Origin of the sequence: Sphingomonas sp. PL20, from assembly GCF_017875905.1 — a bacterium.
GTDB lineage: Bacteria > Pseudomonadota > Alphaproteobacteria > Sphingomonadales > Sphingomonadaceae > Sphingomonas > Sphingomonas echinoides.
Window position 1 is genome coordinate 4,325,061 of the sequence record NZ_JAGINH010000002.1, and the last position, 10,816, is coordinate 4,335,876.

Annotated in this window: 9 protein-coding genes; 2 read left to right on the top strand and 7 right to left on the bottom strand. The window is 62.8% G+C overall.

Translation table 11 applies throughout. The features are described 5' to 3' along the window. Positions 1–69: 69 nt before the first annotated feature. Together H4W01_RS20435 and H4W01_RS20440 are read left to right on the top strand one after the other, a co-directional pair. Entirely contained in the window at positions 70–2,604 is a 2,535-nt protein-coding gene (locus H4W01_RS20435) for a TonB-dependent receptor (RefSeq protein ID WP_334685386.1), read from the top strand. Position 2,605: 1 nt separating this feature from the next. Then, on the top strand, positions 2,606–4,789 hold the full coding sequence (locus H4W01_RS20440) for a prolyl oligopeptidase family serine peptidase (protein ID WP_209612952.1): 2,184 nt from the start codon (positions 2,606–2,608) through the stop codon (positions 4,787–4,789). Here H4W01_RS20440 and H4W01_RS20445 read toward each other — a convergent pair. From H4W01_RS20445 to trbF, 7 genes are all read right to left on the bottom strand, one after another. After that, a complete protein-coding gene (locus tag H4W01_RS20445; RefSeq protein WP_209612953.1) occupies positions 4,778–6,511 on the bottom strand; it encodes an asparagine synthase-related protein in 1,734 nt (577 codons plus the stop codon). The genes H4W01_RS20440 and H4W01_RS20445 overlap by 12 nt on opposite strands. Next, positions 6,508–6,957, bottom strand: a complete 450-nt coding sequence (locus H4W01_RS20450; protein ID WP_209612954.1) for a lasso peptide biosynthesis B2 protein — start codon at positions 6,955–6,957, stop codon at positions 6,508–6,510. Before H4W01_RS20450 ends, H4W01_RS20445 begins: the two co-directional genes overlap by 4 nt. A gap of 254 nt (positions 6,958–7,211) precedes the next feature. After that, positions 7,212–7,352 (bottom strand): benenodin family lasso peptide, encoded by a 141-nt coding sequence (locus tag H4W01_RS20455; RefSeq protein WP_140851516.1) that lies wholly within the window; start codon positions 7,350–7,352, stop codon positions 7,212–7,214. A gap of 312 nt (positions 7,353–7,664) precedes the next feature. Then, positions 7,665–7,892: a DUF2274 domain-containing protein gene (locus H4W01_RS20460; RefSeq protein ID WP_209612955.1), complete on the bottom strand. Its 228-nt coding sequence runs from the start codon at positions 7,890–7,892 to the stop codon at positions 7,665–7,667. Next, the gene (locus tag H4W01_RS20465) at positions 7,889–9,142 is read right to left on the bottom strand and encodes a TrbI/VirB10 family protein (RefSeq protein WP_209612956.1); all 1,254 of its coding nucleotides are present in this window, start codon (positions 9,140–9,142) and stop codon (positions 7,889–7,891) included. Before H4W01_RS20465 ends, H4W01_RS20460 begins: the two co-directional genes overlap by 4 nt. Next, entirely contained in the window at positions 9,139–10,134 is a 996-nt protein-coding gene (gene trbG / locus H4W01_RS20470; protein WP_209612957.1) for a P-type conjugative transfer protein TrbG, read from the bottom strand. The genes H4W01_RS20465 and trbG overlap by 4 nt, the downstream gene beginning before the upstream one ends. Beyond that, on the bottom strand, positions 10,131–10,814 hold the full coding sequence (gene trbF, locus H4W01_RS20475; protein ID WP_209612958.1) for a conjugal transfer protein TrbF: 684 nt from the start codon (positions 10,812–10,814) through the stop codon (positions 10,131–10,133). The genes trbG and trbF overlap by 4 nt, the downstream gene beginning before the upstream one ends. Positions 10,815–10,816 lie beyond the last annotated feature (2 nt).

A 10,816-nucleotide genomic window follows, 5' to 3' on the forward strand; every position in this document is an offset into this window, starting at 1 on the left:
TATTTCTTAGTCAACTACTCGGACAATCATGCGCCACGTCGTGCCCCCAAATACAATGGGGGATGAAGCATGAATTCCAGAACTTATGTGGCCACGCTGGCGAGTACCGCGCTCCTTGCCATTGCCACCCCAGCCATGGCGCGGGCCCCGGTCATCGCACATTATGATCTGCCAGCGCAGGATCTCGGCAGCTCCCTGCGGGATATCGGCCGAATCGCCCATGTTGAGATCATGTTCTCCCCAACCGACGTTGCCGGGCTAAGCGCCCCAGCGATCCGAGGCGATCTAACCATCGCTGAAGCGATCAACCGGCTGCTCGGCGCCACCGGCCTGGTAGCGACCTATGCCAATGGATCGGTCATCATCAGGGGGCGTTTGGCCGCGGCAGGTACCGAAGCGACGGACATCATCGTAACGGGTAGTCGCATTCGCGGTGCACCACCGACGGCACCCGTCACGACAATGACATCGCAGGATATCCGCCGCGCCGGTCAAGCCGACCTAGGCGAAGCGTTACGAAGCTCGCCCCTGAATTTCGCGGGCGGCCAAAGTCCAGGGATCGGTACAAATCAGGGGGCGGCGAACGTCAACGCCAATGGCGCGTCTTCGGTCAATCTGCTCGGCCTGGGGCCGAATGCGACGCTAACTTTGCTGAACGGAAGCAGGCTTAGCTACACCGGCATCAACGCCGGGGTCGATATCAGCGCTATCCCTGCCGTTGCGGTCGACCGTGTCGAGATCGTCACCGATGGTGCCTCTGCGATCTACGGAGCAGACGCCGTGGCTGGCGTCGTCAACGTCTTCCTCCGCCGCAACTACCAGGGGCTGTCGGTTCAAGGCACTCTGGGAGGCGCGACCGACGGTGGCGATTTCCAGCAGCATTATAGCGCGGTCGGTGGCCGCACGTGGAAGGGTGGCGGCGTGCTGGCGGTCTACGACTATCTCGCAAATTCCGCGATCGCAGCCGGCGAACGGTCGTACGCCACCAAGATGGCAACGGATTCGACCCTTTACCCGAGGATCGGGAGAAACAGCGGCCTGGTCAGCCTGTTTCAGGAGGTTGGCGCGCTGACCGCCAATGTCGACCTCCTCTACAAGAATGGTCGTCAGGACATCGTTCAGGGCTATGTTACCGGCCAGCCGCATACCGTCAGCGGCGCCGACGCCCGCGCGAATACGTACAATTTTGTCGTGGCACCGACCGTTACCGCCCGACTTGGCGCAGGGTGGACCGCGCGCTTTGTGTCGTCCTATGGCTTCGACAAGTCGCGCATCAATTCCAACAACTTCGCGGCCAACCGGCTCAGTTCGACCAGCGGTCGTCGTTACGACAACGATGCCCTTTCGGTCGAAATTAATGCTGAGGGACCGCTCTTTGAACTGCCGGCCGGTGCCGTCAGGGCCGCCGTCGGAGGAGGCTATCGCCAAACCGGTATTGAACTCGTCAGCGTCACAGGCGGCGTAACCGGCAGTGCCTTCAATCGCCATCGCGACAACCGCTTTGGCTATGCCGAAGTGTATGTCCCGCTCGTGGCCCCCGCCTCGGAATCGCGTTTCGGCCAGTCGCTCTCGCTGACAGGCGCCTTCCGCTATGAAGCCAATTCGGGAGTGGGGTCAGTCGCGCTTCCCAAGGCCGGTTTCGTCTATACGCCGATTGCCGGGATCACCTTGAAGGGAAGCTGGGGCCGATCGTTCCGGCTGCCCACGCTCTATCAGCAGTATTCCGGCTATTCGTCCGTCCTTTTGCCGGTCGCGGCGTACGCGCGCGGCTTCCCGACGGGGTCGAACTTCATCGTGCTGGTAGGCGCTGGGCCGAACATGAAGCCCGAGCGCTCGGAAAACTGGACTCTGTCGGCCGAGTTCAAGCCATCCTCCTTCCCACGCTTCTCCGGGACGATCAGCTATTTCAATTTCGACTATACGGATCGCGTGGCGACGCCGGTCACCTCGACGGTGGGCGGACTCAACAATCCCCTTTACGCCAATCTGGTAACACTCAATCCGTCACCGGCCCTGCAGCAGGGTCTGAACACAGGCGCTACGATCGGCCTGCAGAACGGCACAAGTCTCCCGTATAATCCCAGCACGGTGGTGGCGATCTTCGATGAGCGCGACCGCAATGTCGCCCGGCAAAATTACCATGGATTGACCGCGTCCGCGCGCTACACGCTCGGGAACAAGGATCGTCAGAAGCTCGATCTCAGTCTTGATGGAACCTGGATCGAGAGCAAGCAGCAGTTGGTAGCGGGCCTACCGTACACGCCGCTTGCCGGGACGATCTTCAATCCTCCCCATCTCAAGGGGCGCCTCGGCGCCACGTATTCGACACCACGGTTTTCGCTTTCGGGCTTTGCCAACGTGTCGTCGGATTTGACCGATCGGCGCACGGCCAAAGTCTACACTACCAACGGGCCTATAACCTTCGATCTTACCAGCATCGTGCAAGCCGGTGGCGGCTTCGAATTGGGTGCGACCATCAACAATCTGTTCAACGCCAAGCCGCCGATCATCGTCACCGGTTCGCCGTACGAGACGACGTTCGACAGCACCAATTTCTCGCCAATCGGTCGGTTCATCTCCATTTCTCTACGCAAGGCCTGGTAAGATGATGCGCCATATCATCTTCGCGACAGCCATCGTCGTTGCGGCGATGCCGCCCAGTCTCGCGCGTGCGGAGGATGTCGAACAACCATCCCGCTGGACGATCGAGCGCATTCTTTCGATTCCAGAGATCAAGGATGTGGCAGTGTCGCCGGCCGACGAATCGGTTGCTTACGTCGCGCGCCGGTCGAATCTCACGCTCGACCGTCCGGATTACGAGCTTCATCTTGTCTCTGCTGACGGCCGGACGGACCGGATCTTCGCTCGCTCGACATGGCTCGATCGGCTTCGATCGATTCCGAACAGCCCGGACTGGAGCGTACTCGCCGATTTTGGCCATGGCGTGCAACTCTACCAAGTCAGCAATAACGGCACTCACCGCCCACTTGTCGTCAGCAGCGTGACCGCACTGGTTGGCAGCGCCGATGGCGCAAGTTACGGATTCACCAACACCGTGCCGCTCCGCTTCGGCGTGGTATCGTATGACTGGTCTCCCGATGGCAGGCACCTCCTCTATGCAACGCTGGAGACCAAACGGGCCGCACGAAAGGTGTCGACGAACGAGCTGGTGACCGCGGCCAGTGCCCTCCGCAGATGGGCCCCCGAGCAGATCGTACGATATTTCCTAAGGACCGGTTCGAATCCCGCATTGCCGGTCGTGACACGGTCAAGCGACGACAAGATCGCGCGCTATCTGGGCGCGCTTCCCGACTGGGGGGTGGATTATCTCGACTACGGTATTCAGGGGGACGATCGAAACGATCCACAGGTCCAGCGTCTTCGCTTCGATTTCCGCAGCGGGCGCTCCTCTCCCGCTCCGATCGGTTCGGCAGCAAATTATCGCGAAACCGTCGTCGGGCCGCATGGCGGCACGCTTGGCGTTGCGAGGGTCGATGGCGTTCGACGGCTGTCGGAACATCTGCCCGATGGTCAGTCTATCGATTACGGCCCGACGACCGCTTCGTTGTCGGATCTACGCTCTCCAGGGAACTGGCGCTCGCCCGACGGCGCTTTCGCAATTGTCGCGGTTCGTCTGAACGAACAACCACGATACGCTCTGCTGCGAATCGACCGTGGCGGCGCCACGAAGCTCATCCAGGTTCCAGAAAGCCTCACCCATTGTGCCTTCACCCCTAGCGCGACCGATGGAGTCTGCGTTCGTGAGGGCGTCGTTATGCCCCCGCAATTGGTTCGGGTGTCCAGTTCGACCGGCGCAATTTCGCCCCTCCACGCGCTTTCCGGCCCCTTCGCGAGTGTAGAGCCGCTACGCGCGGAAGCCCGGACCTGGACGAATGACCTTGGATACAAAGCGACGGGCTTCATACTTTACCCCAGGCACTATCAGCCGGGGTCGCGCTACCCGGCCATCCTCGTGACGCATGGGTCGGACGCCGATCAGCGCTTCGGATCGGAAGATTTGCAATGGAGCTACCCTGTGCAGCTGTTTGCCGAAAAGGGGTATGTCGTCCTGTTGGTGAATGCCCCTTACCCCACACAAAGCCCGGTGCTCGAGGAAGCCATTGCCGACTGGAATGCGTGCGGGGACCGCCTTCCACCACGCGAGCTTCAGCGAAGGATTTGGCTGAACACTCTCGAGGCGTTCAAGTCGGTCGTACAGCAAACCAGTCGCGAAGGGTTGGTCGATGCGGCACGCGTCGGGATCGCCGGCTACAGCGCGGGCTCCCAAGCTGCGAATGTTGCGGTCACACAAGCCGACCTTTTCAAAGCCGCATCGAGCGGCGATGGCGGATTTCTCGAGCCCGCCTCCTATCGCTACACGTCCTGCAGCTACCGCGCCGTCTACGGCGGCCCCCCGGGTGATCCCGCAGCCGCTGCGAACTATGCGGCGCTCACGCCATCGTACAGGGCGAGGTTCGCAAACGCCGCGATCCTGCAGCAGGTCGCCGAACCGCGTCCCGGCGCGATCGACTTTTTCCAGGCACTGCGCGCGGCTGGCAAACCGGCAGAAATCACGCTCTATCCCGGCGAAACGCCCGCGTCGGATGAGACGCATCTCTTTCATGTCCCTTCGAATCGACGCTTGGCGATGGAGGAAAACCTGGAATGGTTCGACTTCTGGTTGCGGGACATGCCGCCGCCCGGCCACCAGAGCGAGCGACGCAAACGATGGGAGGGAATGCGTCAGAAGCCAACCGCGGGGCCTCTCTCGTCGACGTCACACCCATGAACGGGCCCAATGTTCTGCCGCGACCAGTGACAGGAGCCGCCGAGGGGCGACGGGATCGCTCTCGTCGCTGATCGAAGGCGCAGTGCTTGGCCACGCAGGATCGAGAATTCCGAGTTCACGAAGCGCGCCAGCCTCCAGACTCGCACGGACGTAGCGTTCATGATGTCGGTAGATCTGATCCATGAATCCGCTCGGCCCGCCTTTCGAGCGGCGGTCCAGCACCGCGTTGGGCAACGTTCCCCGGAATGCTCGACGCGCGACCGACCGATCTACGCCGCCGCTGATCCAGGCCCAGGATGGTATGCAAAGACAGAGCTCGACTATGGGCTGGGCCAGCAGCGGCGCGATCGAGGGCGGGTGCGTCCTGCGACTGTGAAAGCCGTCATTGCCCTGCGCGCGCGCGATCATCCGAACGTGAGACAGCTTTCCCGGCCGCACTGCGCCAGGTGGCTCCAGCCAAGGGTGCGTAGGCAGGGCGTCCAGCGCACGTTTCAAGCCCCGCGGATCAAGGAACGTCGCATCTCCTGAGCCATGAACACTCCCGCCCGATTTGCTGAGCCGCGAGAGTGTCAATCGTAGGATCGTGCCGATATCCGCACCGGTCAGATGCGCGATGTCGAACGTCGTACGGATGATCGCACTCGGCGAAGACCACGTGACCAATCGATCAACCAATGGCGTCGCCGAACGCATCAGGCAGAAGACATTGTCGCCACCATTACCGGAAAAGAATGCGTCGATCGGTCGCACGCCCTTCGCCCTGTCCCGCGCCGCGGCGATCGCCTGCGCGTAATGCGCGGTGAAAGGCACCGGGACGTGCGATACGACAGGGGCGGCGATGTCGATATCTTCCAAGCTGAAATGATCAATCTGCCACGCCATTCCGAACGCTGACACAACGCGCTCGGCGTACGCGCGCTCGTCGCTATCCGCATCTTCCCCGACCATCGTGTGACCGCAGATCCGCGCGGAGGAGCTAGCTAGTCCGGCGCCAACAACGCTCGAATCTAGGCCGCCAGACGCCCCGATCAAAACAGAGTGGAAACAACTGCCCAGCGCGCTAATCGTGTCGAGCACGGTCGATCGAAAGCGCTCGGGATCATAATCACGCGGATTCGCATCCTTTGTCGCATGGTCCCATGGGGACCACAGCACATGGGTCGACGGCGCCCCAGCGCGCAGGCGCATTGCATGTCCCGGAATCAGGACGCGAACGCCCGCGATGCATGTCTCGGGACCGCCGTGCCGCGGCTGAAACAAATGCGCGGTCAGCAGGTCCGCATCGACGCGAAGGCCGTCTTCCCTCGAGAAGGGGGCCCTTTCCATCTCGGTTGCGAGATAAACGCGCCTTCCATCGCTTCGCCAGTACACCGGGATCGCGCCAGACGGATCCCGGATGATCTCCAGCTGCCCGTCCGTCGCCTCCACGACGGCCACATAGCCGCCCCAAAAGTCCCGAACGAGGCTACTCCCCGAAGATCCGTGGATCCGAAAAATCTCGTCGGGCGTGAGTTTGAAAACCCGCCGGCTCGGCTGCGAGCGCGTGAAGAGATGGCCGATCACCACGCCATAATCCCCGATGTCGACGACATGGTCGGTTGCCCAAACCTTTGTTCCGCTCCGCGAGAACACCAGCGACATCCCCTCGGCCGCGTCCAGCGAAGAGCCGGGGTAAGCCGAATCCTCGACGCCGCACACGATCAGGAAATTCGGCGCCGTCATAAGGCGAAGATCGGCTGAAACGCGCGCGCGCGATCGAGGGGATCGCTGACCACGCGATTTTCGCACTGGACCCAGCAATGCGCTGCAAAAGGCAGCCGGACGCCAATGATCAGTGTCGCGTCGTGGCCGTATCGCCCGAGAATCGAGACAATCGCGATGCTTCTCGCCACGCATTGATCCAGCGACGGCAGCAGCAGTCGGGTTCGTACGAATGCCGAGGATACGTCGGCCTCTGTTACGTGTGTGGCGAATCGGATCACTCGAGATGGGGCGTCGCTGCGAGCGCGCAGCGTCTTCAGAACGCCGGGCAGTCTCTGCCGACGGAGCGCCCGTCTGGCTACGATTTGCGCGTGGATCGCCCCAAGGGTCAGCCTGCGCGAAGGGAAAGGTTGCAAGCCATCTTCATAGCTCACCTCCGCGCTTTGGGGGCCGGGTTCGAACTTCACCGTACTCGCATCATGCACGAGACCTGCTTTGATAAGCGGAGCTACCCCGCCCGAAGTCGATTCATTATCCCACAAAGTTCGAAAATTCTCGGCTGCCGGACCTCGCAGTAAGAGATAGCGCCCTCTTGCGACGTCGAATAGTATCGGCGCTTCTCCTACAACTGTTCCATAAATATGATCGGCCAGCCTAAGCATGATTGTTCCTGCGCAAGCGAAGGGGCGCGCAGAGCTACCGCCCCGCGCGCCCGATCCGGTCAATCTTCGTCGCTGATGGCGGCGAACTGCCGAAGCGTGCCGTCCACGTCGTCTTGCCCGATCGGCGACACGCCGCGGGTCAGGGCGGTTGCATCGCCGATGTCGACGATGTCATCATTGCGGATGTCGGAACGTTCCATTTCACTTCTCCTGCTTGAATACGACTCATTCAGTCGCAAGCAGAGAATTTCATAACGAGCCGACCTCATCCATTTTATAATTGGATTATAATCGTGCCGACTTGCCCAATCTGTCGGATCATCTTTGGAGAGAGTGACCGAGCGGGGAAACGCGCGCGCGGAGCGCGCACTGACGCCTTTAGCTAAAGCCTGGACATACGCGTCAGAAGCCCGGTCACACGCTGCCCTTGCAGGCAGCGATCTCGATCATATTGTTGGATTACAATGCGATGACAAGAGGTTTGAGCCACGCGTCAAGCCAGAATGTCGGCATTAGACCGCAGATGGGGAACGCCGACGGGCGAACGCCCGATCGCTCGCCATGAACCGCTCGAGCATGGGCGGTATCAACCGCTCGACCGGCAGTGGGCGCTCGATGCCCGTTTCGCGCGCGTGCGCATCGGCATAGCGGGCGAGATCGCGGTGCACCGCGCCCGGTAGTTCGATCGTCACCTTCACGGGCTTTTCGTCTTCGATCCGACCGAGTCGCAATTTGGTCATGGCCTGGCACCTTGCGGTTCGAGGATCAGATCGCGTGTCACGATCACGCGCAGCGGGAAGCCCGGGCGGATCGTCAATGTCGGCGGCACATTCATCTCGCGCTGCACCAATTGGCGGCCCGACTGATTGATCGTGTCCTGGGTTCCGTAGCGCAGCGCCCGCGTGAGTGCGTCATCGCTGTCGGTAGCAAGCTCGGTCCCGACGCCGAGCAGCGTCGAAACCAAAGCGGCCTTCAGCATATTGCCCCAGTGGTAGTTGGTCCGATCCTGCAACCCCGCCATGCCGGCAGCATCCGCGCCAGGCTGGCGGTCGAGCAGGATCGATCGTCCGCCAAGCAGGATGAGGCGATCCCATGCGAGCAGCACGCGGTTCTGTCCGACCGTGATCTCGCTGCTGTACGTGCCGATCAGTCGCGCGCCCTGTGGGATGAGCAGTATCTTGCCGGTCGGGCTGTCGAAGATATTCTGCGTAACCTGCGCCGTGATCTGGCCGGGAAGGTCGGAGCGGATGCCGGTGATGAGCGCTGCCGGGATAATGCTTCCCGCCTGGAGCACATAGGGCGATATCGGGATCGTCGCGCGCTCGATGCTTTCCGTCACCTTGTTCGCGCCGACCTGCAGGAAGGCGCGGTTCGATGCTTGGCCTACTGCTGGCGGTAAGATTGACGGCGCGGCTGCAGCGCCAGCATCGGCCGTCGGCGATGCGCTGGGAATGGGCACTGCAGACGTGCCGCCGCCGGGTGTGCCGACACTGGCGCCTGCGAGGAACAGGCTGCTGGTGCGAGCGGTGTCGCGCTCTTGGGCTGCTCGCTGGCGCGCCTGTTCTGCGCGCGCGCGCTGCGGGTCGGGCGGGGGTGCCGCGGACGCTCCCATCGGTGGAACAGGAACGATCTGGCCGTTTGCCTGCGCACTGAGGATCGGGCGTCCGAGGTCTCCGGGCAGTGGCGGACCCAATTTGGGTATCTTCGAATAGTCGGCAGGGGCCGCCGTCACGGCACTGGCCTTGGCGGCTCGATCCGCGCTGTAGAGATTCGGCGGCGGTGCCACAGGTCCATGCGGCTGCAGGGCATAGATCAGCGATCCGCCGATCCCCACGCCTGTGGCAACGCCGAGCACCGCAAGGGCCTTGCGCGACAGACGGGTCACGCGCGGCGGCGCACCTCGCAAGCGAAACGCTTCGCCGGTGTCGGCAGGTGCCGGATCTTCCCGCGCCGGTTGCTCGGGAAACGGTGCCTCGGCTGGATCGGTCATGACCGCCCCCCACGCCGCGGCTCGTCGCGTACGATCCGGATCGTCTGTGCGCGCTTCCTACCCCCGAGCCGAAGTTCGGCAGCCGTGAACAGCCGGTCGACCACCATGTAGCGGCCCTGTACGCGGTAGTTCACCAGTTCCGCACTGCCGTCCGCACCGAGCACGAAAATCGGCGGCATATCCGAGGTCGCGATCCCGTCCGGGAACTCGACATAGGCTTGGCGACCATCGTCGAACGCGCGCACCGGACGCCATACGGCCTTGTCACCCTCAATCCGGTAACGGAAATTGAGTGTCGCCGGGTCGATGCCCGTGGAGACTGGCGCGACGCGTTCGGCCTCGGCCTTGCTCGCCTTCAGCGCGATCAGCATGTCCTGCGGATAGCTCCACGAGATCGCGGCCATATAGGTCGCCAGCGTTGCCCTCAGCTCGAGATGATAGGTACGCCGGTCGGTGTTGATGACGAGGTTGGTCATGAGATCAGCGCGCGTCGGTTTTACGAGGATATGGACCTGCTTGTTTGCAGCCACACCGCTGGTGGTATCGCCGATGATCCAGCGGACGGTGTCGCCAGCCGCAACCGGTCCGCTGCCCACCAATTCCTCGCCGGTCTGCAGCGCGATGTCGGTGACGCGACCAGGCGCCGCATAGACCTGATACAGCGCGCCATCCGCATAGGGATATTGCTGGATCGCGTTCAGCCAGGACGCGCGATCGGGTTCGATCCTCGCGCTCGCATTCGCCTTCCCGACGCGTACCTTCGCGCTCGGCGGTATGGACGGCACCTCCGACTCTTTCCGTGCGCTGCGTGTCGGCAGCGAGAGAGAGTCAGCTACAGCCGACGTGCGCGCGTCCGTTGCGGAAGATCCCGTGCGCGGCGAGGACGGCAGGGTGCTTTGCGCTTCGCAGGGCACGGCGCCGCCGCACAGGATCGCGGCAATCAGACTGCCGATTGCGGGCAGAGGCATTCCCGCCTTTTTGGGGGTCGTCATTGGCTGAGTTCCTTCGACCAATTGAGGGCATCGACGAAGATACCCAGGGGGTTCTTGCGCAGGCCGTCGGGCGTGCGCGGCGTCTGGATTGCGATCGTGAGGATCGCCGACCAGCGCGCGGTCTCGGCCATCGCGCCATCCTGATACCGCCGCTCGGTCCAGGCGACGCGGAAGCTGTCCGGGGACGCGCGGATCACGCTCGACACATCGACCGCCACCTGAAGCTTGCCGGCTTGGGCAAATGGGTCGTTGCCGCGTGCATAGTCGTTGAGGACGAGCGCGCCCTTGTCGGTCGTGAAGTCGTACGCGCGCAACCAATCCTGCCGCAGCACGACCGGGTCGGCGGGGATGGTGCGCACATTCTCGATGAACCGCGCGAGGTGGAATGCGATCTGCGGGTCGCTTGGCTGATAGCCGGCTTGCGCCGGCGCGACTGCCTGCGCCTCGCCGAGCTTGTCGATTTGCACCACCCAGGGGACGACAGTGCCGCGCGCCGACTGCCACACCAGGCCGCCGGCGAGGCCGCCGGACAAAGCCAGGCAGCCGAAGAAGGCCAGACGCCAGTTCTTCGCCTGGACCCGCGCAGAACCGATCCGATCGTCCCAGACCTGACTTGCCCGCTGGTAGGGCGTCACGGGTTCGGGCGTCTGTCCGTAGCGTGTGGAGGATCGTCGAAACATCG

Excerpts from the sequence above, each read along its gene's own strand:
- H4W01_RS20445 (WP_209612953.1), bottom strand. The coding sequence starts at position 6,511 with ATGACGGCGCCGAATTTCCTGATCGTGTGCGGCGTCGAGGATTCGGCT.
- H4W01_RS20455 (WP_140851516.1), bottom strand. The coding sequence starts at position 7,352 with ATGGAACGTTCCGACATCCGCAATGATGACATCGTCGACATCGGCGAT.
- H4W01_RS20435 (WP_334685386.1), top strand. The coding sequence starts at position 70 with ATGAATTCCAGAACTTATGTGGCCACGCTGGCGAGTACCGCGCTCCTT.
- trbG (WP_209612957.1), bottom strand. The coding sequence starts at position 10,134 with ATGACGACCCCCAAAAAGGCGGGAATGCCTCTGCCCGCAATCGGCAGT.
- H4W01_RS20440 (WP_209612952.1), top strand. The coding sequence starts at position 2,606 with ATGATGCGCCATATCATCTTCGCGACAGCCATCGTCGTTGCGGCGATG.
- trbF (WP_209612958.1), bottom strand. The coding sequence starts at position 10,814 with ATGTTTCGACGATCCTCCACACGCTACGGACAGACGCCCGAACCCGTG.
- H4W01_RS20465 (WP_209612956.1), bottom strand. The coding sequence starts at position 9,142 with ATGACCGATCCAGCCGAGGCACCGTTTCCCGAGCAACCGGCGCGGGAA.
- H4W01_RS20460 (WP_209612955.1), bottom strand. The coding sequence starts at position 7,892 with ATGACCAAATTGCGACTCGGTCGGATCGAAGACGAAAAGCCCGTGAAG.